Origin of the sequence: Desulfovibrio inopinatus DSM 10711 (genome assembly GCF_000429305.1) — a bacterium.
Taxonomy (GTDB): domain Bacteria; phylum Desulfobacterota; class Desulfovibrionia; order Desulfovibrionales; family Desulfovibrionaceae; genus Alteridesulfovibrio; species Alteridesulfovibrio inopinatus.
On the sequence record NZ_KE386879.1, the window covers coordinates 230,265 to 255,083 of the forward strand.

Below are 24,819 nucleotides of genomic sequence, written 5' to 3' on the forward strand. Positions count from 1 at the left end.
TCCTCATGCAGCGAAAGCGCCTCGTCAACACGGCCCTTCGAAACATAAATCCGCGCGATGTCGCCTTGAAGAAGAGCATGGAGTCGTTCAGATCCTTTTTGGGGGAGAAGACGTAAACACGTCTGGTACTCATCCAACGCGGTATCCACTCCACCGGTTTTATTTCGAACATCCGCTAATCGACGTAATAAGCTGATATGGAGATCAAGGTCATAGTCGGGAGACGTTTTTGTCGGTAACAGATCAATACCATGTTGGAAAAGGCGTTGCGCTTCATGCACCTCCCCTGCACCTTGAAGCAAGTCTCCTGCCCTTCGAGCTTGAGCAGAAGTCAAAGAAATGCCATGCCGTTGCAGCACGGCTTCGGCCTTACGCGAGAGCGGAGCACCGATGGTGTAAAGATCTTTATCCGCCAGCCAGCCCAAAGCATCGTTGGCCGTCACTTGAACTACCTCGGCGTTGTCGGCCAGCACAGCCAGACGCAATAATTCGATATTGACTTGCGGGGAGCGTTTGGAATCATCTTTGTCGCCCCAGGCTGCAAACAATGCCGGTACAATTTGTTGAGCCAGGCTCGACGCTTCCTCTTCCGAAACCGTTCCGGCAAGTGGGCGGGCTAACGGAGCAACCGCATACGCCATGGACGTGGGCTGGACACTATCGCGAAACGTGTCCAGCAGCCCAAACGCACGCAGCCGGGAAGCGCCGGGGTCTGTGGTGTTCATGCCTGTCGCGAGAAAACATTCTGTCATCGCCACCGACGGCACAGGAATTTCAAACAGGGTCGCGGCCCGCAATGCTTCGCGTTCATCCTCACGCAACAGAGCGACCATATTTTCCAGCAACAACCCTTCCAGAAATTCGGCCACCTGGCCCGATTCCGGGACGTTCCCCGAGTCGGCATAGTCTTGTAGAGCATGAAATGCCGTTTCCAACGCCTTTATGTCTTCACAGGCAATCGACGTCAGCAGGTCAATCAATCCGGGGTTCCCCTGACCGGCCTGAAGAATACGATTCTGCAGTGCTTCGCCCAAGGGGAGTACCGCGTCCTCACGCAGCAATACCGCATCCTTTGCCCGCACCTGCTTACGTCCGTCCACTTCGTCCATGGGCGGCAACGAAACCGTAACAAGCTGGCTGGCCACGTCCGCACCGGAACGATCCACACAATGAAATTCGTAGCGGCTTGTGATCAACAAGCATGACGGCAAATTCTGTGATGCTGCCGTCTGAAACGCCTGAATGACCGTCGCGATATCGTGCGAAACAGCGTGCTTGACCACATGAAAACGATCATCTGTTTTCGGTTTGTCCAAGACTTGCTCGAAATCGTCAATAACCAGGTAAAGCGGTTTATCCTGTGGGCAAATCTCGCCCAACAGTTCCTGAAGCGCCTCATGGAAAGCAACCGGATTATCCCTAACAACTGCCTTGTGTTTCTCCGCCCACGCCACAACGCCTTTGAGTCCACTCTTGCCCACAGCGTCTATAATGGCCAAAGCATCGTACCGGTTCAGCACAACGGCTATGGTATGCCCCTGCAATCGGTGCCCAATACGTGCCGCCAGGCTCGACTTGCCCCGCCGCCCCTCTCCATGCACGAGGACGCCGGCATATTTTTTGTCTTTGTATGTCCGCAAGATCGTCTGAATCTGTCGACGACGCCCAACAAATTCCTCTCGACTGGCAACGGGAACCTGCTCGCCTTTGGTATCAAGAAATTCCTTATGCCCATGATCCCGGTGTATGGGGCGGCGTTGCATCGCGCCTTCAGACAACACCCCGCCGCCAGAAGCGCCAAGAAACAGTCGCGCCAAATGCCAATCGCGAGACGCGCTTCCGTTCTTGTTTGTCTCAAGAACCAAATTCAGTCGACCATACGCTATCGCGCTTTCCAATGACTGCTTGGTCGCCAACTTTGCATAGACGTGTTTTGCAAACAAACTGGCTTCATGGTCATACACGCTTCCCGCCCAGCCCAGTACGGCTGGAAATCCGGCCTGGACCAATGCGTGGGACAACGCTGGCAAATCATCATCATTATCCCCTGAGCCTTTGACCGCGCTCAAGCAGGCGGAGGTAAAGAGAAGCTTCGGTCTATTACTACCCAATTGAGTACTGAAGTCGGTTGCCGAAACGAGGTCTTTTTCTCCAATATCTGTTTCCAGATATAATGTCGGAGGCTTTTTCCCTCCATGACAAGAAACATGCAGCACATCGAGCGGCTTATACGTTGAGGCCAGATCAATCAGCCCTTCCAGGGTTCCGCTTTCTTCCACCACAAGGTCAAGCGGCGTGTCTTTGGTGGCTTCCAAAATTCCCTGCTCTTCCTTCTCGAAATTCAAGACCGTCTGCGAGTCGGGCGCGGCCGCCATAAACGCGAGAGACAGTGCATATTCCGAAACCGGCAACGTGCCCTTCGCTTTCCCTAAGCGTCGAACCGGACACCAAACAATATTGGGATCATGCGCCCAGAATCGTTTCTCGTCATAAATCAATTCCCACGGCGCCGATAAGAATATCATCTCTTCCGGAGATAGGGTTTTGCGCTTCCTGGAACAGAAATACGCCAAAATCGGCGCGTTTTCCTCTTCAATATCCTCCATCCACCCCTGGTCACCGTCCAACCACTCGAACAATGCCGTGCCGATCGTGACCAATTCGTCTCCGCGTAGCGAGCCACATGTGCGCAAACAGGAATCATACTGCGTTGCCAAATTTGCCAACACAGTAAAGTCTTCAGGTTGCAGAGAGCGCGTCTGTACGGTTTCCCCGATACACAAATGTAAATCCGTGCCCACAAGCTCGAAACGAATGGCCATATCTATTGCTCCAACGACTTCCTGGCAGTTTCCAACAGCAACGAAGCATCGCTTCCGGATAACACGGTGCGCTTTCCATCGTTAAATTCAATAAGAATCGTGATATCCTTCACCTCGCGCTGTGTCTTTTCCGCCAACCCGATCAGCTTACGAAACCTCCCAACCAACTTGGCCCGGTTGGTCAAATCGATCACCGTTGGAATGACACTGACAACGCTCAACACAAACGAAGCCCACTCCAGAAATCCTTTCTCGGGTTTCCCCTCTCCACCAGCCTGGTTCCGAATATGTATCGGTACATCGTCAACACTAAAAATGTCAGCTACCTCACGCGCCAATGCATCGGCGACCCCTTCGGCTCCATCGCCTTCAACAACAATCCGAAACGAATCCTGGCCCATCCCGCCCTCCATATCATGAAATATGCGCATACCATTCCCGAGGTGATAGAAAAAATCAATCACCAAATAGAAAGAGCTGAAGAATATTCAAGAGATATGGTTCTGGGAGGCGATAAAGAAAAATGGAGATGCTTTGCCGTGCAGAGATCTCCCTTCAGGGCTCAAGCCTATTGAACAGGATGAGAACTCCCCCAGCCTTGCCAGGGGAATTCTCATCACATTGAAGAAGTTCCGCCCGTTCGAGGGCTGCATAGCCGGGGGCGTTTATGCTTTGCCAGCGAAATGTCTGGCAAACACAAGGCCAGCGCACCGCCAGCCCGCAGCAATAGGCTGGTCCACTTGAGATTCGCACCGGCCCGGTGCTTCTACGGCTTAGCCCATGATGTTGGCCAGACGTCGCATACGAGAGATCATATCCTGTTCCAACTTTTTCTCCTTTCCGGGCTCTTTCTTCTCCATCATTGAAGGAGCTTGCTTGATGACGATGAGCAGCCCGTCGGGGTCCTTGAGAATACAGCTTCTTCTCTCGCCTTCGCCGTGTGGAGCCATGGCGATCTCACCTCCAAGCTTCACAGCCTTTTCGGCGTAGGCGTCCACATCGTCCACGGAAATGACAACCCGCCAATTTGGCTCGGTGTCAAAAGGATGAGGCTGGGAAGGCAGGCTGGCGAAGGCGGCCGTGGGAATACCGTTTTTTTTGGCTATCACGACTTCGCGTGCTATGGCCGACTCAAGAGGTTCGTACGTCCAATCAAAAAGACATGCGTAGAAGTTCTTCTGTCGTTCCAAGTCACTGGTGACGCACCCGGCGATAAATACACGATCAAGTAAGGGATTGTTCGCCATTGTCTCCTCCGTTTGTTTTTTCCTGCATGTGGTCGCGGCCACGAAAGCCGCTAGAGATGAAGTATTTCAGTCACATGTTTCGCCCGAGCGACAGGCGCCTCATGCCAGGCCAAAAAGCGCTAACAAGCAATCGCCGAGCATATTACCCAGCACTTCCGTACCCACTGTGGAGATAACTTCGGTCAGGATAACGTCGCCCGAGAGCTCAAGGGCGCTCGCCTCGCCCAGAGATTCAGGAATGCTGGGCGCTAGCGCTGCCACGTCTTCACCCGTATCCAAGCTCACGTCATCCAAGGTAAACGCATCCATTACGTCATTATCGGATGAGTCAAATAAGTATTTTTGCAAATCACTGTTTGTGATTCGCTCCCTGGAGGTAAAGGCTTTGTTTATGGACTTGCCTACGATCTTGCCCCCTATTTTATCGAACAATTTTTTCCAGGTGAAATAGTTGCTTATGTCAGTGGATGATGAAGTTTTAAAGTAATCAGTCTTCAGGGCGTCGTTAAAGGCACTTGCCATTTCGGAACTTTTGACCATGGATTTTACCCACGGCTTGGCGGAACTGACCAGAGCCATATAGGGGGTGGCCCCATTCGCTACTTTTTTGCTCACATCACTTGACAAGGTCGTCGATCCATAGCCGCCGAGAATTTTGTCCCACTTGTTCTGCACCGTAATCTCTACGCAGGCCTCGTTGAGCGACTGGTACTGCGACAGGCCGGCGTTGAGGTTCCTCTTGAAGAGGTTCACAAGAGTCTGAGGCACCTGCTTCACGGTGTTGTTGTAGCTTTTCTCCACGGCTTCGTTTTGCGAATCAGAACGGTTGTCATCCCGTTTATACGGATGCACGCTTTTCTGTACCTCTTGCATGGCACTCTTCAGGGAAGACATGGTCGTTTTTACGGTACTCAAGTCCTGCGAGACCGCCAGGACGGGGTCGTCACCATTTTGGATTGCTTTCTGCACCAGGGAGTCGAACTCCTCGCCGGCTTTGCTGGAGCTGAGGCCGATGCTCAGGCCCGATTCGATCATGATATCGCTCACAGTCGCCTCAGGCGGTGGTGAATACTGTTGCGCGTTCTCAAACTGACCTTTCATGGCGATGATATCCGCCGCCTCCTTCGTGCTCAGAGACGTGTCGGATTTGCTCAGGCTCTTGACTTGTTTGAAAAAATCCAACATGGCCGACTGCGGGTCCACCCCTTGCTTTTGCTTTGCCTCCACAAATTGGGAGCTGCTGTAGAGCACGTCCGAGGCCTGCTGCGCGGTCAGGCCGGACTTGACAAGGGCTTGGTATTCCTGGGTGAATGCCTTGTCCGCCTCGGTGGAGCTGGCACCGGAAAGGTTGAAAGCCTGCTCCATGCCGACCTTGCTGCAAGCGATGTTGAACGCCTGACTGTAGCTGACGTTCAGTTCCTTTTTGATGGAACTGGTCATGGTGCTCATTGTATTGAGCATCTCCTCCATACCGTCGATATCAACCTTCTTTCCTTTGGTGATGAACTTGCCAGCTACGTCGTAGAAGTTGGACAGCTCCCCGGCGATGGCTTTGTAATCATCTGTGGTGGGCGTATGCCCCAGATTGTTCACCAACAGACTGACGAACCGCGGTGTGTTGTCGACCATGGCCCTCAGGCTGCTCAGAGGAAGTTCTTTTTGCTTGGCCAGCGAGGTTATGGACATAAGCAACTCCTCCCGGCCAGGCTGAGGGATATCTTTCAGTGTGGTGTTCATCCCCTTCAAGGTCTCTTGGGCCGAAGTTTCGCTCTCCCCTTCGCTTTCCAGATAGGAGGTGATGGCAGAGGGCAGCTCTCCATCCGGTCCGATAAGCTCGTATTTGTCCGCCACCAGGTTGACCGCTTTGAGGTAGTCGGACAGGGAGTCCGCCTTGTCGCCCATGGCTTGCTTCACTTCTGTGTCCAAGGAAGTGATCATGGTGTCCAGCTGACTTGTAGAGGGAGAGTTGCCCTTTGTTATTTTCTGGCCCAGAGTGAGCAGATAATCGCCGATAGACTTGGCGACCTCTTCCTTGTCCGTGTTTGTTGGGGCGGCCCCCCCAGCACTTTGGTAAAATTTGCCAAGTTGATGATTCGCCACCTTGTCACAGAGGTAGACGATGTCCTTTTCGGAGAGGCCCTTGGACTTGGCCATGTCTCCCAAGGCCTGCAGAATGGTGTAGCTGTTGTCTTCGCTGAAACCACCCTTTTCCAGAGCCGAGACCATGGTGGATACATCTGTACGGGCATGAGACGTGGAAACCCCACTCGCGGTCAGGGCGCTTTGCACGTTGGTCCAGCCTACGGTTTTCACGGACTGGGTGTCAGCCAGCTTCTGCATGGCCTCCAGGGCTTTGTCCGAGGACTTGAAGCTCGAAGCGTAATCGGCGGGGGTGTGGGTCGCCGCCTGGTCTCCAATTGCGATATCCTTTATCAAATCCTTGTAATTTTTGTTCTTAACGTCTTTTTCAAACTTTTTTATACCATCCGTGTATCCTGCGGGGGAGCTCTCGGCGTATTCTTTGGTCACCTCTTGATTGGCGAATGCGAGCATGAGCTTCTTTTTATCAGCGCCACTCATGGTATCTATGGTCGCCGACCCCGCTTCCATGCCATCGCCTGGTTCAGGGACGTCTACCTGCCCGGTTTTATATATTTTTTCAGTTACGCCATTGTCCGCCCAACGCCTGACCACGGAATAGACGGCGTCTTCCTTGGCCTTGGCGAACGTGATGGCCTGCGACTGACTCATGCCGTCTTTCATGCATTTGTCTATCGTGTCGGTGACCTGCTTTTTGGCATCGCTGAGGGAATAGCCGCTGAAGGTGGCCGTCACGACGGCCGCCTTTTCCTCACGTTCTTCGCCCTTGGTGAGCTCGTTTGAGGACGTAGCATCTGTTGCAGCGCCGATTCCCTGGGCTACGGGTTGGGCCATGGAGATGGTGGAGGCGTCAGGCGTCGAAATGTCAAGATTCGCAGTACCTAAGGAGACTCCAGTTCCCTTGCCAATGGCCGTCGTAGAAATGGTGGGAGAAGTCCCATTGATAGAGGAAACTTTACTGCACTGGCTGTTTATGTACTCGATAGCGGTTTTGAGGTTTGCCGAATTCAGGGAATATCCTTTCTTGCTGGCCAGGCTCTTCACCTCCTCGGGAGTTTTCGCCTTCTCGAGCTGGGTCCAGATTTCAGGAGTCTGGACAGCTTCATGGACAAAGGAAATGGCATTGCTTACGGTCATAAACCGCCTCCATGTGTATATTTGTCAATATTACAAATAATTACAATGCAGCCGAACGTTGTTCATCGCCTTTTCACACTCTGTGTGCCCGTCGTTCCCGCTATCGAGGAAGCTCACCTGCGCTCAGTTTTTTTCTTATGTATAGGCTATAGCCAAACTGCTGAACGCTGTGGGTAATGAAGTAGGATTGCAATTATTTTTTTCCATATGTTTTTTTGGGAGGACGCGCAAACCCGTTCTCCCCCACAGTCCACTGTCTGATTTCAAAACGCTACTGCGGCCCTGGTTTTCCAAACTACTCCAGGAGGATGTGAAGCGAACTTCCTTAAAACTAACTTGAGAAAGCCACCAGCCTAGCACGATACAAATCATACCCTATCATACTGTTTTTAATTATAATTTAATCAATACAGAGGACTGGATGTCCAAACACAAGCGTAACAGAAGCAAATTCATTGACGAATTCCTGGTCACAAGTGACTGCATGACGGGGCGGACTGTGCTCAACTTTAGCCACGTCGCTCAATTGCTTGAAAAAATTAATCAATTTCAGGAAGACTTGTTTGCGCCTTTAAAAAGACTTGGAAGAACGTTACGGAGTTGGCAGGAAAAAGTGGCTCGGATGTTTCGATACACCCAAATAACGGCATCACTGAGGGCTTTCATCGAAAAATGAAGCTCATACAACGTCGAGCATACGGGTTTCGAAGCTTTGAGAATTACAGTAACGAGAGAGTAAAAATAACGGTCAGGCGAGATGGAGCGATGGACTCGGGATGCATCAAAAAAAACTCGCAGAAGGTCCTCGACGAAGCGGTCAAAAGCATACTTGGTCAACAAGGACTGGAGTCCGTATGAACGGCGCGTCACCTGGATCTGGGGATTATATCAAAGCTGATCCGCATTGTGATCTGCCTGTCGGCTTGTCGTCCAAGGCCCATGGGACATCCCCCTTTGTATTTCAGGACGATCAGACGTTTCGGCGAGAAAATCAACATCCAGCTAGAGCTGCGGACGCGACACGAGGGGAAGTTTTATAGTGAACCGAGTCCATTTATCAGGTTCAGATTCAACGTACATTTGACCCTTGTGGTGGTCTTTTACTATAAAGTTAGAGACTGATAATCCAAGGCCTGTACCTTTATCTGCTGATTTTGTAGTAAAAAAAGGTTCGAAAATACGTTTTTGTGTTTTTTTATTCATGCCTGTGCCATTGTCTTCGATTTCAATAATGGCCATATCTTCATCTTTTTTAAGCCTACAGATGAAACGTGGATGGTCTGTATTGTAGATTTTTTCCGCCATAGCTTGGGCACCGTTGTTGAGAAGGTTCAAAAACACTTGCTGCAATTCGTTTCCATTACACAATACAGGCGGAAGAAGTTGCTCATATTCTCGGACTATTTCAATGTTGCGAAAATCATAATTTTCTTGTGAATTATAGTTATTAGCCGCAAGGCTGATCATATCATCCAGGAGCTTGGCAAGGTCGTACTCTTTAAATTCGCCTGAGTTTATACGGCTGAAGCCGAGGATGTTCGACACAATCGTGTTAATACGATTGCCCATTTCTAAGATTGTATTCAGCATGCTAAGAACATCTCTACGTCGTAAATAATTACGAACTTGTTCCAAAGAAACACCACACTCTTCCGCGATTTTTTTGTTCTTTGGCAGGTCAGCAAATATGCGTTTTCGCATATTGTGACAGAAACCGATAACACAGGCTAACGGTGTGTTTATTTCATGCGCCATGCCTGCGGCGATCCCGCCTAAAGACATCATTTTTTCAGACTGCATCATAATTTTTTCAAGTCGAACACGTTCAGTCACATCATCTATACGAATAACTGCCCCATTCACGCTATTCGCCGTCAGTGGATAGATGATTATGTCTTCATACCGCTCCTCGTCTGCGACGATACGGCGTTTTTTCGGAACCATCTGGATTGTTTCGTTGTTGATGGCTGATCGGACGTACTGCATGATTGGCTCTAAGTCGGGCAAGACTTTATTTAATGGCTGACCAAGGGCCTCTTCCTGAGTGACTCCAGTATTTATTTGGGCTTCGGTGTTCCATTGAGTGATGTTATCGTTAATATCGATTGCGATCAGTTGTGATGGCATTGAGTTGACAATGTTAGAAAGGTAATTGCGTAATAGTTTCTGCTCTTCTGCGTCCTTCCATCTGCGTATGGTGGCCCACATGCCGTCCATGTGCAGACATAGCTGCCGCACATCGCTTTCATTATATTCGTCATCTTTGTTTCCTACACCCGCTACGGCGACGATTTTTCCCTTTTCAAACACAGGGATATTCATATGACGCTCAATATGCACGTGACCTTTGGGATATCCTTTTCTTGAAGGATTAGCAGCACTATAATTATTCGTGACAATCGGCTTTCTTTGACGCACCGCCTCTCCCCAAAGACCTGTTGTTTCAACCGGATATCTCATTTTTTTTGCTGAACTTGACATTCCTCCATGGCAGATTTCGACCAGCTGTACATGGTCAGCGTTTCTTCTTTATCGTCCATAAATGCAAGGTACCCAATTTTGCTTTCTGTAAGCTTTATAGCTTCCTCCAAAGCGAAATCGGTTAGTTCCTGTAGCGTGGACGAGGTCATCCGCGCTAAGACGTGAAGAGCTTCTAGACGGGATTCATTCAGTTTAAACGCTTTATATGCGTCCTTGTACTCGGTGATTTCCATTGAAATCCCACAGGTAGCGTATATTTCTCCATTTTCGTTTCTCAGAGAAAATTTTTTCAGCTGGAATGCATGGTCTTTTTCACCGACACGAAGAACGACACAAAATTCAAGGTGTGAGTCAGCGGAGACAACTTCTTTGTCATTGAAGCAAAAGGTGTCAGCCAAGTCTTTTGGAAATAGGTCATAGGCTGTTTTTCCAATGCTAAGACCTTTTTCCAGACCAGTTAGAGAGTCAAATCCTTTGTTAGTAAAAATATATTTACCGCTTAAGTCTTTAACGTGTATAATATAGGGAGCATTACTGAGAATGTCTAAAGGCAACAAATGATCATTATACAACTTTGATTCTCTCAAAGTTGTTACTTCCATTTCAAGATCAGATATTTTCTTTTGGGCTGCTTTCAACTCCATATACAATCTATATCTTTCAGAGTGTTTTGTCTTTGGCATCGTCAACCTCCTGCCATTAAAAATATGATTCATATACATAGCTGCTTAAAGAATCTTTTTATGATAAGATTGGCATATAACAGAGGAGATATGTATCACAAGCAACATGTAGTGAATCCGTAGCATCTTACGTATCTTCACAGACTCACTACATGTTGCTTGTTTAAACAACGTTAGCTTTTTTTCATCTCCTCAATCAAGGAAGCAGCACTTGAGATTGGGACGCCAAATCACTGATAGCTGCGGAAGACTGGCGCATGGCGTCAGAGCTTTGCTTCGAAATGCGGTTCACACCATCTATGCTTCGATTGATCTCTTCGCTGGTTGACGATTGCTCTTCCGATGCAGTTGCAATCACAGTTACTTGTCCGGCCGTGTCGTCCACCAGCGTCGCAATCTCATTTAGGGCGTCACCGGCTTGCTTAACTAGCCCTGTAGCTTCTTCTACGACCTTGCCAGTTCGTTCCATGCTTGAAATATTGCGGCTTGCGCTGTCTTGAGTGCATTGTCTTCATCCCGTCCGGCGCGTTTCAAGGAAAAAAGCCGCTTCCTATATGATTATTTGATAGGGTTCTGTTGATCTATAGTCAAATGTTATCTCGATCAAAAAGTAACCGATCACGGGGGCCTAGGTACCTTTTAATAGTGTAGAATCTGTAGAGACTACAACAAGTCACCAGAAATAGAAAAATGGAGCAGGGCAGGGAACTAGCTGTACCCCCCGCCGTCATTACAAAAGGCATGCTAAATTTGGGTCAAAAAAGAAAAACCGGATAACCCTCCTCAGCTTCAAGCCAAGCAGAACCATCCGGTATTCTTAAATTTATGGTGCGAGAGGGGGGACTCGAACCCCCACGCCGAAGCGCTGGATCCTAAATCCTGTAATTCATGATAAATTATCTTCCCACTATTTCCCGGTGCTTGTTTAACCTTTGTAAAATCTGTATCTTTTCGTTTGCGGCAGTCCCAAAAATTCCCGGTGTTGATGCGTGATGTGGGGCTATTGTGGGGCTGAATATCAAGGGAAATATGAGCACTATCGGCACAGCATATACGGGCATTCGCTACCGTGAGCATAAGACCAGGAAGCATAAAGGCAAGCCAGATCGATACTGGCTCTATAAACGTCGGCTTGATGGGAAGGTTATTGAAGAAGGGATTGGATACCAATCTGAAGGGTGGACGCTTGGGCGCGTTCGAAATCTCGTAGCTCAACTGAAAGAAGCCCAGCGCACAGGAAGCGGTCCTCGGACGTTGCGGGAAATGCGTGAACAGGCGGCGCAAGAAACGAAAGCGAAGAAAGAGCAAGCTGTTTTGGCTGCTCGTGCCGAGGCGTTGACGGTCCGAGTCATGTGTATGGACCATTACATGCCGTGGGCCGTTGCCAATAAATCCAGTCATGAGACCGACCGCTTGCGCCTGGCCAAGCATGTCTTGCCTCTTTTGGGGGATACGCCGGCCGCACAGGTGACGGTTGCCATGGTCGAGGAATTGCGGGACAACCTGCTCAACGCGGGCTTGTCCGTATCGTCTGTGCGCCAGGTCCTGGCGGTCTTGCGCCGGGCCTACAATATCGCCGGTACGATCGTTATTGACGGCCATCCGCTCTACTCCGAGAAAAACCCGGCCGCCGGCATTACGCTGAAAAAGAGCGACAACGCTCGGAAGCGTTTTCTCACCTATGATCAGGCCGACGCTCTTATCGAGCTTGCCCGCAAACGCCATCCCGATATCCACGATTTCATCGTCTTGGGACTCAATACAGGTATGCGCCGTCAGGAAATGGTCCGCTTGCGGTGGGAACATGTCGACATCGCCCATGCCATCATCCATTTGCCCAATGATCCCAAACTGAAAACCGGCGGCACCGTCTATCTCAATGCCGACGCCATGATGGTTATTCAACGTCGAAAAGGGATAGATCCTGTCATGGTCTATCCCCATAAACGCGAGAAGACATTGACGTCGTGGATCTCCCACACTTTCCGCGATCTCATCAACGAACTCGGATTCAACGACGGCATCACGGATCGTGCGCACCGACTGGTCTTCCATTCGCTGCGCCACACGTTTGCGTCGTGGCTGGTTTTGGCCGGCACCGATATTTATCTCATCAAAGAGTTGTGCCGGCACAAAACCATTGAAATGACGATGCGCTATGCCCACCTTATCCCCGACCGTGGGCGTTACGCCGTTGACCACTTGCGACCAACAGATCCTGAGTAGATCGGGGGTGAAACCCTCGATCGACCAGCCAGCGCACAAAATTTTCACGTTTGTATACGACCTTGCCGCCCAAACGATAGGCACCGTCCGGGCCTTCTCCTTTCGACTCCAGATTGGCGACGGTTTTACTTGAAATCATTCCGGGGAACAGCGTCTCGATTGCTTGCCTTCCGAAATACGGCGGAAGATGCCCTTCCCATGCTGCGACAAATTCTTGTTCAAACTCCTGTAAAGCCATAATCACCCGTCCTGCGCCTGACGTCTTTCCCCTCCAGGCCACTCGGCTCAACCACCTCACCGCTATCCGCTCGCTTGCCACCCATAGAGCGTGACACCGCGAACATCGTTTCCACCTCATGACTATGGCGCGCATGTATTTGGCGGATACGCGCGTCTGGAGCCACATTTGAAGCAGATGAAATATCCCATGCAACGTTTCCCACGATTTCAGGGAAGCCCCACGTCTCGGCATTCGTTGCACCAATCGAAGCTGTTTTGTCCTGCTCCCCAGAGCAGGCACACACGCACGACGAGCGATTCCGATCTTCCGGAGATTTCACCGTGCGGTGGACAGTCGCGTTTTCAGGCGGATGCGACCGCATCGCCTCGTGTGCCGGTCCTTCATCAAACAGTGACAATTGCACCATTTCTGCACGCGGTGTCTTTCTTGCTCTTTCCGGAGCCTCGACCAGCGACAAAAACGTCTCGACGTTTAATACCGTACATCCGATCTTTTCCGCCTTGATCAGTTTGGATCCGGCCCGCGCTCCGGCTACCAGGTGCGTGGTGGCGCGGCTCACACCGGGCACAATTTCTGCCCCGGCCGCTTTAGCTCGTGTTTCCGCCTCGTGGCGTGACATGGGCAATGATCCGGTAAAACAGATCCGCATGCCGGTCATGGGGCCATCCGGCCGAGCCGATTGTGATGATTGCGCCGTATTCCCCGGATCCAAGCCGAGATCGCGACACCGGGCTATCATGGCCTGATTCGAGGCATCCGCAAAAAAATATAATATCGACCACGCCGCCTCGACGCCGATACCGGGAACATGGAGCAACGCCTCTTCATCCATAACCATGAGCGTATCCAGCGACCGCGCCGCCCGCGCCAAGGCCGTGGCAGCGGTCCGGCCAATATGGCGTATACCGAACGCGCCAATCACACGAGCCAGATCCGCATCGGCAACGGCCTGTGTAATGGCTTGTTCAACCTTGGCCGCCGCCACCGCGCCCATACGCGGCAACTCCATGATGTCGGCCCGGCGCAAGGCCAGGACATCCGCCGGGGTTTTCACCAACCCCACCGCCATGGCATCGACTAAAAATTGTTCGCCCACGCCCTTGATATCGAGCCCGGCTTTGGAACAAAAATGGATCACCCGGCCGCGCATGATCGCCGGGCACTGGCTGTTGCCGCACCGATACGCGGATTCGCCCTCGCGGCGTGTGACGGATTGGCCGCATTCCGGACATGTCTCCGGAAAAACAAATTCCCGGCTTTCCGGTGTATGCCGTTCCACGCGCACGACTTCGGGGATAACCTCACCGGCCCGCGCTACGGCAACCGTATCGCCGATGTGCACGCCCAAGGCGGCGACATGATCGGCATTATGGAGTGTGGCCCGCGTGACAACGACCCCGCCCACCCGGACCGGATCGAGTTCCGCCACCGGCGTCAAGACTCCGGTCCGGCCGACTTGAATGGTGATGTCACGCAAGCGCGTCGTGTGGTGTTCCGCAGAAAATTTCCAGGCCACAGCCCAACGCGGAGCCTTGGCCGTGGCGCCGAGCGCCGCATGAAGCGCTATGGCATCGACTTTGATAACAAGGCCATCGATATCGTAATCTCCTACACCTACATCGAGATGTCGGGCCTCAAACTGGCAATGTTGCGGCACCCGCTCCAGACTCGACCCAATCCCCGGAACCGGATCGAAACCATCAGCCCGCAACCAAGCCGACACATGCCCCAACTCCTTGAAGCGCAAAGCCGCTTTTTCGACGATATCGTAGGCATAAAATTGCAACTTGCGCGCAGCCGTGACCGCCGGATCCCATTGTCGGACCGACCCCGCCGCCGCATTCCGTGGGGTGGAAAACGGCTGTTCTCCCTGCGCCTGCCGCTTCGCATTGAGCGCCTCGAACACGGAACGCGGCATGATGACTTCGCCACGCACCGTGATGCGCCTTTTCTCTGAAATCTGAGGCAACACCCCGGCAATCTGGCGGGCCTGCGCCGTGACATCCTCGCCGGTCTGGCCATCGCCGCGTGTCAACGCCCGCACGAGTTGGCCTTGTTCATAGAGCAGTTCAAGGGCCAACCCATCCATTTTCATCTCAATCCGGACAGGGAATTTCCCTTCCACGCCCGCCGCCGCCCACCGTTTCGCCCAGGCTTCCCATTCTTGTTCGTTGAACACATTCTCCAGGCTCAACATGGGCGTGGCATGGCGAATCGGCGCAAACCCCGTGCGCACCGGACCGCCTACAGAGACACTCGACGAATCCTTCCCAGCCACATCGGGGTTCGCGATTTCCAGAGCGCGCAACTCCCGAACCAAGGCATCATAGGCGGCATCCGAGATCAGCGGCGCATCATCGGTATGATAGCGCCGGTTGTGTTCGGCCACTTGGGCCGACATCTCGTGATAGCGTTCGCGAACTGCCTGCATGGAATTCTCCGTAAAATTTGGGCGGCGTTCTTCGAGGGCGTAACGAAAAACGCCGCCAGCAACCGGACCGGCGAATTACGGCCGGCTCACGCGCCGTTGCTCCTCTTTCGACACGCCGGATGCGCCAACCGCCTGGAGCGTGGCGGTTGTTTGCGATTCGAGGGCCTTCTGGGCCTGCAGCCGAAGCGCTTCAATGGCGGCCACGGCTTGCCCTCCCTCGGTATCAATGCGTTCGAGTTCAGCTTTCGTAATTTTTCCATCGGACCATGCATCCGCCACGACGGTCATGAATTCCGTAAACTCACGCAAGGCTTCAATGCTTTTGATATTGGCGTGTTCTTCGGAAATTTTCGGAAGCGGCACGAACACCCCGCCCATACGCTGGGCCATATATTCCAAGGGGGTGGTACTGCCGGTTTGCTGCATGATGGGGATGAGCAATTCGATACCGAGTTTGTGCGATTCCTGTTCCGGATTGAGTTCCGCCATCAACGTCGGATATCGCTTGCCCAGGCTCTCCGCTATCGCTTTACAGGAGACGCCGTTCGGCGATTCAATCACACAGTCGTGAACAACTTGTAACAGGTTGCCGCACACGATATTCACCCCTTTTATAAATCGTATCAATTTTTATTGATAGCATTAAACTATGAATTAAACAGATCGTACTCCGGTGGCATCTTGTTGTGGCAACAACTCATCCGGGAGTCCCAATTCTTTGAGTTGGTTAATTCTTTGACTTGGTGTTTTTGACCCTGCTAATAACTGGCCAACCATTTGACGGGAGACGCCTAGTAATTTGCCAACGGAACCGTGCTCCAGATTCTTGTACGCAAAATAGGCTCGAAGTGCGGGCTTCCAGCCGGAATAGCGGGCCAAAACGGCAAAAACCGCTTCTTCTCCAGGCGAAGCTCCAAGAGGTTTCTCGACGTCGTGAGGTTGCATGGTGAATCCTTTTTGTTCAACACTGATGAGTTTTGTATAATCGAAAAATATATTTAGTCAACAAAATATAGTTTTTGTATTTCAAAAAATATACAATACTCAGAAATATCAAGGGAATATTGACAAATGCGTGGTGCAGAAATTATCGAAAGAATGAAAGAAATAACGGGACGCAGAACGCAAACCGATTTAGCCGAGTTGCTTTCAGTTGCACCTTCTACCGTGTCTATTTATTCACGGAGAACAAGCGTCCCCGACTCGTGGATACGGCGTCTGATCGAATCACACCGAGCCAACCCTGAATATCTGTTGCACGGGATTGGAGCGAAAGTCCTTGATGGGACGGATTCACTGACGACGGGGGTGCCCGTCATTACCCAACGACTTTGCCCGGACGGCACGTTCACCTTTTTGGATGACCCGCTCCGTCAAGCCGTCTATTCGCGCGACTGGCTCAGCAGCTTAGGCTCCGTCAAGAAGATGCTTTTGATGGTAGCGGACGGTGAGCACATGGCGCCGACGATATTACCAGGGGACCGCGTGCTCGTGGACCAGAGCAACAGAGAACTTGTCAGCTACAAATACTATGTTGTCCGCATTGCGGATTGCTTGGAATGCGTTCAGCTCCAGTTCGCGCCATCCTCGTTAATTCTGCGTTACGCCAACCCGGCATACCCAGAACGAGCGATTCCCCGCAGCCAGCTCGATACACCGGAGTTTGGCGTTGTTGGACGGATTTTGCATTTGTGCAGAGATTTTCCATGATGAATGACGATAAAACGAGGATCGCATGGATTTTGCTGAACAGCTGTACGCCCTGTCGTCCAAGGCACAAAAACAAAAGGATCATCTTCAAACCGAAGAGGCCGCCAAAAACGCCCTGGTGATGCCGTTTATCAATCTTCTCGGCTACGACGTGTTCAACCCGCTGGAAGTTGTGCCGGAATTCACCGCCGATATCGGTGTCAAAAAAGGGGAAAAAGTCGACTACGCCATCATGAAAGATGGATCCCCCATTATCCTCATCGAATGCAAGTCGTGCGACTCCCCGTTGGTGCAGGAAAACAGCAGTCAACTCTATCGCTATTTCTCCAGTGTATCCGAAGTCCGGATTGCGATTCTCACCGACGGCTTGCGCTATTTGTTCTTCTCCGACCTGGAAAACAGAAATGTGCTCGACCCGAGGCCGTTCATGGAATTCAACCTCCTCGCCATCGACGAAGCCCTCGTTCCGGAACTCAAAAAACTGTCAAAACCGCGATTTGACCTTGAATCCGCCCTGTTCGCGGCATCCGAACTTAAATATACGCGAGAAATCAAAAAAGTTCTCGATGCAGAAATCGAATCCCCCTCCGACGATTTCATCCGGTTTTTCACCTCGCGCGTCTATACCGGCCGTTTTACACCCGCAGTCCGAGAACAATTCATCGACATCGTGAAACGGGCTGTAACCCATTTTATTAATGATAAAATCAATGCCCGGCTCAAATCGGCCATGTCTGCCGATCCCGGAACAGCTATACCGAGTACGCCGGTTGAAGTTACTCCCTCTCTCCAAGAAGACGAGGGAGACCACGACGATGAATCCGCAAAATCGAAAATCGTGACCACGCCGGAAGAAACCGAGGGCTATCTCATTGTGAAATCGATCCTCCGAGAAACCTGCGACGTTGACCGCGTTGCGGCCCGCGATACGCAGAGTTATTTCGGGATCCTGCTCGACGACAACAACCGCAAACCGATTTGCCGGTTGCGATTTAACACAAAACAAAAATATTTAGGCATCATCACCGCCGACAAAAGCGAAGACAAACACCCCATCGACAGCCTCAACGACATTTACAAACACGCCTCAGCACTCCAAGAGGCAGTAAAGATGTACGATAACGAAAACGCGTAATGGCCCTCTTCCAATGCCCAGAATGCGGCGCGGACGTTTCGGACCGCGCCGAATCCTGTCCCCACTGCGGGTGCCCGTTTCGGCCGGCACAACAACAAAATGACCAGACACTCCCAGGGAAACTCCCATCCCTCTATGATATTCCGCTCCTCAATGATACGAGCTGCGGCGGATGTCTTTTTCGACTCCTCCTTATTATCGTTATTCTTTGGATTGCCTATGCCAACGGCTGGTTTTGACCATTATGAAAAGAGAGCCCAATGGATACTCTCCTCGTTTTTATTGGCAAAAACGACCTACAGAATATCCTCCACATGACCATCGCCGGCTTTGTAAATATCTTTTCGCTCCATTGGGAGGACGTGACGATAAATATCGGGGCTGGTGACGTTGTTTTGTCTTAAATGTGCTATATTTTTATTTCTTCGTTTTTTTGCTATTACAACTCAATTCGTGAAAGGATAGATCGTGTTCCCAATAACCTTATAGTCTCGGCCTCTCTGCTGCACTTGGTCTGTGCCTTTGGAGAAACTTATGCCCACCCGCACCATCAATCTGAAACTTGTTCTTGGGAAAAATCCTGAAAACGCAACATTGCGACGCGCCCTATTTTCGACACACCGTTTGGTTAACCAAGCGACGAAACGTATTGAGGAATTCTTGTTGCTGTGTCGTGGAGAAGCCTACAGAACAGTGGATAATGAGGGGAAGGAAGCCGAGATTCCACGTCATGCAGTCCAAGAAGAAGCTCTTGCCTTTGCCAAAGCTGCTCAACGCCACAACGGCTGTATATCCACCTATGAAGACCAAGAGATTCTTGATGTACTGCGGCAACTGTACGAACGTCTTGTTCCTTCGGTCAACGAAAACAACGAGGCAGGCGATGCTCAAGCTGCTAACGCCTGGGTCAGTCCGCTCATGTCGGCAGAAAGCGAAGGAGGCTTGTCGGTCTACGACAAGGTGCTTGATCCACCGCCGGTTTGGATGAAGCTTAAAGAAGAAAAGGCTCCAGGATGGGAAGCCGCTTCTCAAATTTGGATTCAGAGTGATGAGGGACAGTCGTTACTTAATAAGCCAGGTAGCCCTCCCCGCTGGATTCGAAAACTGCGATCTGGGCAACCGTGGCAAGATGATTTCGTCAGTGACCAAAAGAAAAAGCAAGATGAGCTGACCAAAGGGAACGCACCACTTATAAAACAACTCAAAGAAATGGGGTTGTTGCCTCTTGTTAACCCATTTTTTAGACATCTTCTTGACCCTGAAGGTAAAGGCGTGAGTCCATGGGACCGTCTTGCTGTACGCGCTGCAGTGGCTCACTTTATCTCCTGGGAAAGTTGGAATCATAGAACACGTGCAGAATACAATTCCTTGAAACTACGGCGAGACGAGTTTGAGGCAGCATCCGACGAATTCAAAGACGATTTTACTTTGCTCCGACAATATGAAGCCAAACGCCATAGTACATTGAAAAGCATCGCGCTGGCCGACGATTCGAACCCTTACCGGATTGGAGTACGTTCTCTGCGTGCCTGGAACCGCGTTCGTGAAGAATGGATAGACAAGGGTGCAACAGAAGAACAACGCGTGACCATATTGTCAAAGCTTCAAACACAACTTCGGGGAAAATTCGGCGATCCCGATCTGTTCAACTGGCTAGCTCAGGATAGGCATGTCCATTTGTGGTCTCCTCGGGACAGCGTGACACCATTGGTTCGCATCAATGCGGTAGATAAAGTTCTGCGTCGACGAAAACCGTATGCATTGATGACCTTTGCCCATCCCCGCTTCCACCCTCGATGGATACTGTACGAGGCTCCAGGAGGAAGCAATCTCCGTCAATATGCATTGGATTGTACAGAAAACGCTCTACACATCACGTTGCCTTTGCTTGTCGACGATGCGCACGGAACCTGGATTGAAAAAAAGATCAGGGTGCCGCTGGCACCATCCGGACAAATTCAAGATTTAACTCTGGAAAAACTTGAGAAGAAAAAAAATCGTTTATACTACCGTTCCGGTTTTCAGCAGTTTGCCGGCTTGGCTGGCGGAGCTGAGGTTCTTTTCCACAGACCCTATATGGAACACGACGAACGCAGCGAGGAGTCTCTTTTGGAACGTCCGGGAGCCGTTTGGTTCAAATTGACCCTGGATGTGGCAACACAGGCTCCCCCGAACTGGCTTGATGGTAAGGGCCGTGTCCGTACACCGCCGGAGGTACATCATTTTAAAACCGCATTGTCGAATAAAAGCAAACATACACGTACGCTGCAGCCGGGTCTCCGTGTCTTGTCAGTAGACTTGGGCATGCGAACATTCGCCTCCTGCTCAGTATTTGAACTCATCGAGGGAAAGCCTGAGACAGGCCGTGCCTTCCCTGTTGCCGATGAGAGATCAATGGACAGCCCGAATAAACTGTGGGCCAAGCATGAACGTAGTTTTAAACTGACGCTCCCCGGCGAAACCCCTTCTCGAAAGGAAGAGGAAGAGCGTAGCATAGCAAGAGCGGAAATTTATGCACTGAAACGCGACATACAACGCCTCAAAAGCCTACTCCGCTTAGGTGAAGAAGATAACGATAACCGTCGTGATGCATTGCTTGAACAGTTCTTTAAAGGATGGGGAGAAGAAGACGTTGTGCCTGGACAAGCGTTTCCACGCTCTCTTTTCCAAGGGTTGGGAGCTGCCCCGTTTCGCTCAACTCCAGAGTTATGGCGTCAGCATTGCCAAACATATTATGACAAAGCGGAAGCCTGTCTGGCTAAACATATCAGTGATTGGCGCAAGCGAACTCGTCCCCGTCCGACATCGCGGGAGATGTGGTACAAAACACGTTCCTATCATGGCGGCAAGTCCATTTGGATGTTGGAATATCTTGATGCCGTTCGAAAACTGCTTCTCAGTTGGAGCTTACGTGGTCGTACTTACGGTGCCATTAATCGCCAGGATACAGCCCGGTTTGGTTCTTTGGCATCACGGCTGCTCCACCATATCAATTCCCTAAAGGAAGACCGCATCAAAACAGGAGCCGACTCTATCGTTCAGGCTGCTCGCGGGTATATTCCTCTCCCTCATGGCAAGGGTTGGGAACAAAGATATGAGCCTTGTCAGCTCATATTATTTGAAGACCTCGCACGATATCGCTTTCGCGTGGATCGACCTCGTCGAGAGAACAGCCAACTCATGCAGTGGAACCATCGAGCCATCGTGGCAGAAACAACGATGCAAGCCGAACTCTACGGACAAATTGTCGAAAATACTGCAGCGGGGTTCAGCAGTCGTTTTCACGCGGCGACAGGTGCCCCCGGTGTACGTTGTCGTTTTCTTCTAGAAAGAGACTTTGATAACGATTTGCCCAAACCGTACCTTCTCAGGGAACTTTCTTGGATGCTCGGCAATACAAAAGTCGAGTCTGAAGAAGAAAAGCTTCGATTGCTGTCTGAAAAAATCAGGCCAGGCAGTCTTGTTCCTTGGGATGGAGGCGAACAGTTCGCTACCCTGCATCCCAAAAGACAAACACTTTGCGTCATTCATGCCGATATGAATGCTGCCCAAAATTTACAACGCCGGTTTTTCGGTCGATGCGGCGAGGCCTTTCGGCTTGTTTGTCAACCCCACGGTGACGACGTGTTACGACTCGCATCCACCCCAGGAGCTCGTCTTCTTGGAGCCCTGCAGCAGCTTGAAAATGGACAAGGAGCTTTCGAGTTGGTTCGAGACATGGGGTCAACAAGTCAAATGAACCGGTTCGTCATGAAGTCTTTGGGAAAAAAGAAAATAAAACCCCTTCAGGACAACAATGGAGACGACGAGCTTGAAGACGTGTTGTCCGTACTCCCGGAGGAAGACGACACAGGACGTATCACAGTCTTCCGCGATTCATCAGGAATCTTTTTTCCTTGCAACGTCTGGATACCGGCCAAACAGTTTTGGCCAGCAGTACGCGCCATGATTTGGAAGGTCATGGCTTCCCATTCTTTGGGGTGAAGAGGACGTACTTTTAAGTGAATTACTAGTGAATTACTTTTGACTGTCATTATATCGTTTGTTAACAATATTGTGTTCTATTGGATCATTCTCTCACGGTCCCGTTATACTTGTTTTATTGTCTTTACCACGTCTTTTATTTCGTATCGCTTTCGCTTTTCCGTCAGGTATTGGCTGACGGATGACGTCAATATCCCTTTCGGTCTCGACGCTCCTGCAACCTATAAGGAGAAAAGCCATGGCGGATACATGTTTTTCATCCACCGAATCCTCATTTTTCATTCCAATCCGTGGCCTTAATGAATATGTTTATTGTCCTCGTTTGTTTCATCTCGTATATGTTCAAGGTGTATTTGAGGATAACACAGATACTGTCAAGGGAAGCCTAGCTCACAAGAAAAGACTGACCAAGACCAAAGCGGCAGCGTCCGCTAATCAGAATGATGATACGGTCCCATGGCCAGAAGAAAAAGCTCGACATGTTTCCCTCTCTTCAAACAACCTCTCCATTGTTGGCAAATTTGATATCCTTCTTGAGGGGGTAGACGAAACAATCCCTGTAGAGGTGAAAAAAGGTCCAGCTCCAGATGGTACACATTCTTGTGTTGTGGGGCCATATACCCTGTCCCCCGGAGCTTGGAACAATGACCAAGTGCAGCTTGCCGGCCAAATGGCCTTGCTCTGTGAAGCAGGATACCAATGTCGTCGGGGACGAATTTATTATCGTCAAACTCGCACGTTGGTAGAAATCAATGCCGACACTCCGTTAATGGACGCCCTACGATGGGTCGCGGATCAAGCCAAAGCATTGGCAGGTTGTCCCATGCCCGAGCCTTTTGAAGACTCTCCCAAATGCGTTCGCTGTTCGCTTAACCACATTTGCCTCCCCGATGAAACACTGCATCTCAAAAAACGATTGGATGAACCTCGGCAATTGTATCCTGGTCGCGACGATTGCGGCCAGCTTCATATTACAACGCCAGGAACACGCATAGGGAAATCAGGAGAATCTCTCAAAATTTCTCCTCCTGATGAAAAAGCAGCTCTTATTCCCCTGAAGGATATTGCCCATGTATGCTGTTGGGGGAACGTCCAACTGACAACCCAAGCGTTACTTGAACTTGCCGACCGAGGTATAGGTGTGACGTGGCTCACAGCTGGAGGCTGGCTTCGTGCCGTAACAACAGCTCCTCTTGAAAAAAATGTTCAGTTACGGCGAACGCAATATCGGCATTGTGATAATGCAGCTTTGCAGCTTCAGTTCACACGCAATATCGTTGCCGCGAAAATTGAAAACCAACGAACTTTGTTACGGCGTAATGGTGATCAAGCAGAACTTGGCTCAACTCTAGGAGCATTACGGGATATTCGAAAACACGTTGTCAAAGCCGACTCCCTGGAACGTATACGCGGTCTTGAAGGGAGTGCGGCGAGACTCTATTGGGATGCCTTTCCCTCTTTGATGCCGAATCTAGTCAAGGCTGGATTCTCCATGAATGGCCGTACTAAGCGCCCTCCCAAAGATCCTGTCAATGTTCTTCTTTCATTTGGATATGCGATGCTGTTGCGGGACTTTATGACTGCCATTCATTCAGCCGGACTTGATCCTCTGTATGGTTTCTATCACGCCATAATTCCGGGACGTCCTGCCTTGGCGCTTGATCTTATGGAACCCTTCCGTCCGCTAGTCGTTGATTCGGCTGCATTGCGGGCAATGAACGAGGGACGTTTTGTCTCCAATGATTTTGCTATGACGACCTCGAACTGTGCCTTCAAGTCTGAGGCGAAAAAGAAATGGATTAAAGCATATGAGCAACGAGTGGACACCATGGTGACGCATCCCATTTTTGGCTACCGATTGAACTATCGACGTATCTTTTCCTTGGAAGCCCGTCTCTTTGGACGAGTAATAATGGGGGAATTGGAAGATTATAAGCCTCTAACTACGAGGTAGAGCGATGAGACACTTTTTTGACGAACACGCCCCGAACCATGATTGATGAGATTGACCTCTAACTACGAGGTAGAGCGATGAGACACTTTTTTCTTGTTTCTTATGATGTATCCGACGAAAAACGTTTACGTCGAATGTTTAAACTTTTACGAGGGTATGGAGACCATGTACAGTACTCTGTTTTCTTGTGCCAACTCAGTGAGAAAGATTACGTCATTCTTGAAGATAAGATAAAATGTGTCTTAAACCACAAGGAAGACCAAGCAATTCTCATCAAACTGGGTCCTGTCAAAGGGAAAACGGATACAATGCCTAAATATTGGACAACTATTGGAACGCCATTCGAGGCGAGTAATAACGCAATCATGATTTATTGACAAAACATGGCAATTGGGTCAACAAAGAGCGTGATCTATAGGGTCACGCTCTTCTGGCGGTAGTGCCACGGTTGCCACAGACAACCACCCGCCTGAACTCTTTGTCATTCATCCGATCATTGATATTTCTTCGAGCAGCTCAATGCGCCATGAGTCCCTCATCCCGCTCGAAAGGCATAACATTTTGATATAAAAATGTATCCTCATAGAGAGGGTCGCACATACGGATAGAAACACTATCGGTTCTTCACTGCTCGAAACTTCATGTGAGAAGGCTTATGTGGCAATGCC

Annotated in this window: 18 protein-coding genes and 2 pseudogenes; 9 read left to right on the forward strand and 11 right to left on the reverse strand. The window is 50.5% G+C overall.

Annotated elements, in window-relative coordinates; genetic code table 11:
• The 4 genes from G451_RS31355 to G451_RS0123580 form a co-directional block, all read right to left on the reverse strand.
• On the reverse strand, positions 1-2,822 hold a 2,822-nt coding region (locus G451_RS31355), incomplete at its 3' end, for a CHAT domain-containing protein (protein ID WP_034643709.1).
• 2 nt (positions 2,823-2,824) lie between these two features.
• Positions 2,825-3,253 (reverse strand): hypothetical protein, encoded by a 429-nt coding sequence (locus G451_RS0123570; RefSeq protein WP_156921777.1) that lies wholly within the window; start codon positions 3,251-3,253, stop codon positions 2,825-2,827.
• Positions 3,254-3,595: 342 nt separating this feature from the next.
• Complete coding sequence (locus tag G451_RS0123575) at positions 3,596-4,069, reverse strand: VOC family protein (protein WP_027186174.1); 474 nt, start codon at positions 4,067-4,069, stop codon at positions 3,596-3,598.
• 99 nt (positions 4,070-4,168) lie between these two features.
• The gene (locus tag G451_RS0123580) at positions 4,169-7,306 is read right to left on the reverse strand and encodes a Nif11 family protein (RefSeq protein WP_027186175.1); all 3,138 of its coding nucleotides are present in this window, start codon (positions 7,304-7,306) and stop codon (positions 4,169-4,171) included.
• Positions 7,307-7,868: 562 nt separating this feature from the next.
• On the opposite strand from G451_RS0123580, the pseudogene G451_RS34370 reads away from it, so the two are divergent.
• Positions 7,869-8,050, forward strand: a pseudogene (locus G451_RS34370) (transposase); the annotation flags it as partial.
• Positions 8,051-8,308: 258 nt separating this feature from the next.
• Here the strand turns inward: G451_RS34370 and G451_RS34375 are convergent.
• The 3 genes and pseudogenes from G451_RS34375 to G451_RS0123605 form a co-directional block, all read right to left on the reverse strand.
• Positions 8,309-9,787 (reverse strand): ATP-binding protein, encoded by a 1,479-nt coding sequence (locus G451_RS34375; protein ID WP_156921778.1) that lies wholly within the window; start codon positions 9,785-9,787, stop codon positions 8,309-8,311.
• Positions 9,763-10,470 (reverse strand): PAS domain-containing protein, encoded by a 708-nt coding sequence (locus G451_RS0123600; RefSeq protein ID WP_027186178.1) that lies wholly within the window; start codon positions 10,468-10,470, stop codon positions 9,763-9,765. Before G451_RS0123600 ends, G451_RS34375 begins: the two co-directional genes overlap by 25 nt.
• A 196-nt stretch (positions 10,471-10,666) precedes the next feature.
• Positions 10,667-10,951: pseudogene (locus G451_RS0123605) on the reverse strand (methyl-accepting chemotaxis protein); the annotation flags it as partial.
• Between the two features lie 548 nt (positions 10,952-11,499).
• Here G451_RS0123605 and G451_RS31365 point away from each other — a divergent pair.
• Positions 11,500-12,696, forward strand: coding sequence for a tyrosine-type recombinase/integrase (locus G451_RS31365; RefSeq protein ID WP_156921780.1), 1,197 nt, complete (start codon positions 11,500-11,502; stop codon positions 12,694-12,696).
• Here the strand turns inward: G451_RS31365 and G451_RS34380 are convergent.
• From G451_RS34380 to G451_RS0123625, 4 genes are all read right to left on the reverse strand, one after another.
• Positions 12,638-12,934 (reverse strand): hypothetical protein, encoded by a 297-nt coding sequence (locus G451_RS34380; RefSeq protein WP_156921781.1) that lies wholly within the window; start codon positions 12,932-12,934, stop codon positions 12,638-12,640. The genes G451_RS31365 and G451_RS34380 overlap by 59 nt on opposite strands.
• Positions 12,915-15,368 carry an NAD-dependent DNA ligase LigA gene (ligA, locus tag G451_RS31370; RefSeq protein ID WP_051261840.1) on the reverse strand — a complete coding sequence of 818 codons (2,454 nt, stop codon included), beginning with the start codon at positions 15,366-15,368 and terminating at the stop codon, positions 12,915-12,917. The genes G451_RS34380 and ligA overlap by 20 nt, the downstream gene beginning before the upstream one ends.
• Positions 15,369-15,443: 75 nt before the next feature.
• Positions 15,444-15,965, reverse strand: coding sequence for a phage regulatory CII family protein (locus G451_RS33300; protein ID WP_051261841.1), 522 nt, complete (start codon positions 15,963-15,965; stop codon positions 15,444-15,446).
• Between the two features lie 57 nt (positions 15,966-16,022).
• Positions 16,023-16,313 carry a hypothetical protein gene (locus G451_RS0123625; protein ID WP_027186180.1) on the reverse strand — a complete coding sequence of 97 codons (291 nt, stop codon included), beginning with the start codon at positions 16,311-16,313 and terminating at the stop codon, positions 16,023-16,025.
• Between the two features lie 126 nt (positions 16,314-16,439).
• Between G451_RS0123625 and G451_RS0123630 the strand changes: the two genes are divergently transcribed.
• From G451_RS0123630 to cas2, 7 genes are all read left to right on the forward strand, one after another.
• Complete coding sequence (locus tag G451_RS0123630; protein WP_027186181.1) at positions 16,440-17,078, forward strand: LexA family transcriptional regulator; 639 nt, start codon at positions 16,440-16,442, stop codon at positions 17,076-17,078.
• A 25-nt stretch (positions 17,079-17,103) separates the two neighbouring features.
• A complete protein-coding gene (locus G451_RS0123635; protein WP_027186182.1) occupies positions 17,104-18,213 on the forward strand; it encodes a type I restriction endonuclease in 1,110 nt (369 codons plus the stop codon).
• Positions 18,213-18,452, forward strand: a complete 240-nt coding sequence (locus G451_RS31380; RefSeq protein ID WP_034643713.1) for a zinc ribbon domain-containing protein — start codon at positions 18,213-18,215, stop codon at positions 18,450-18,452. The genes G451_RS0123635 and G451_RS31380 overlap by 1 nt, the downstream gene beginning before the upstream one ends.
• A 21-nt stretch (positions 18,453-18,473) precedes the next feature.
• A complete protein-coding gene (locus G451_RS34385) occupies positions 18,474-18,617 on the forward strand; it encodes a hypothetical protein (protein WP_156921783.1) in 144 nt (47 codons plus the stop codon).
• 130 nt (positions 18,618-18,747) lie between these two features.
• Positions 18,748-22,197: a type V CRISPR-associated protein Cas12b gene (gene cas12b / locus G451_RS0123650; RefSeq protein ID WP_027186183.1), complete on the forward strand. Its 3,450-nt coding sequence runs from the start codon at positions 18,748-18,750 to the stop codon at positions 22,195-22,197.
• Between the two features lie 238 nt (positions 22,198-22,435).
• Complete coding sequence (locus tag G451_RS31385) at positions 22,436-24,151, forward strand: CRISPR-associated endonuclease Cas4/Cas1 (RefSeq protein WP_051261842.1); 1,716 nt, start codon at positions 22,436-22,438, stop codon at positions 24,149-24,151.
• A gap of 77 nt (positions 24,152-24,228) precedes the next feature.
• Positions 24,229-24,528 carry a CRISPR-associated endonuclease Cas2 gene (gene cas2, locus G451_RS0123665; protein WP_027186184.1) on the forward strand — a complete coding sequence of 100 codons (300 nt, stop codon included), beginning with the start codon at positions 24,229-24,231 and terminating at the stop codon, positions 24,526-24,528.
• Positions 24,529-24,819 lie beyond the last annotated feature (291 nt).

Bases quoted from the DNA above. Each gene is read 5' to 3' on its own strand.
- G451_RS0123570 (WP_156921777.1), bottom strand. From the start codon at position 3,253: ATGCGCATATTTCATGATATGGAGGGCGGGATGGGCCAGGATTCGTTT.
- G451_RS0123575 (WP_027186174.1), bottom strand. From the start codon at position 4,069: ATGGCGAACAATCCCTTACTTGATCGTGTATTTATCGCCGGGTGCGTC.
- G451_RS0123580 (WP_027186175.1), bottom strand. From the start codon at position 7,306: ATGACCGTAAGCAATGCCATTTCCTTTGTCCATGAAGCTGTCCAGACT.
- G451_RS34375 (WP_156921778.1), bottom strand. From the start codon at position 9,787: ATGTCAAGTTCAGCAAAAAAAATGAGATATCCGGTTGAAACAACAGGT.
- G451_RS0123600 (WP_027186178.1), bottom strand. From the start codon at position 10,470: ATGCCAAAGACAAAACACTCTGAAAGATATAGATTGTATATGGAGTTG.
- G451_RS31365 (WP_156921780.1), top strand. From the start codon at position 11,500: ATGAGCACTATCGGCACAGCATATACGGGCATTCGCTACCGTGAGCAT.
- G451_RS34380 (WP_156921781.1), bottom strand. From the start codon at position 12,934: ATGGCTTTACAGGAGTTTGAACAAGAATTTGTCGCAGCATGGGAAGGG.
- ligA (WP_051261840.1), bottom strand. From the start codon at position 15,368: ATGCAGGCAGTTCGCGAACGCTATCACGAGATGTCGGCCCAAGTGGCC.
- G451_RS0123625 (WP_027186180.1), bottom strand. From the start codon at position 16,313: ATGCAACCTCACGACGTCGAGAAACCTCTTGGAGCTTCGCCTGGAGAA.
- G451_RS0123630 (WP_027186181.1), top strand. From the start codon at position 16,440: ATGCGTGGTGCAGAAATTATCGAAAGAATGAAAGAAATAACGGGACGC.
- G451_RS0123635 (WP_027186182.1), top strand. From the start codon at position 17,104: ATGGATTTTGCTGAACAGCTGTACGCCCTGTCGTCCAAGGCACAAAAA.
- G451_RS31380 (WP_034643713.1), top strand. From the start codon at position 18,213: ATGGCCCTCTTCCAATGCCCAGAATGCGGCGCGGACGTTTCGGACCGC.
- G451_RS34385 (WP_156921783.1), top strand. From the start codon at position 18,474: ATGGATACTCTCCTCGTTTTTATTGGCAAAAACGACCTACAGAATATC.
- cas12b (WP_027186183.1), top strand. From the start codon at position 18,748: ATGCCCACCCGCACCATCAATCTGAAACTTGTTCTTGGGAAAAATCCT.
- G451_RS31385 (WP_051261842.1), top strand. From the start codon at position 22,436: ATGGCGGATACATGTTTTTCATCCACCGAATCCTCATTTTTCATTCCA.
- cas2 (WP_027186184.1), top strand. From the start codon at position 24,229: ATGAGACACTTTTTTCTTGTTTCTTATGATGTATCCGACGAAAAACGT.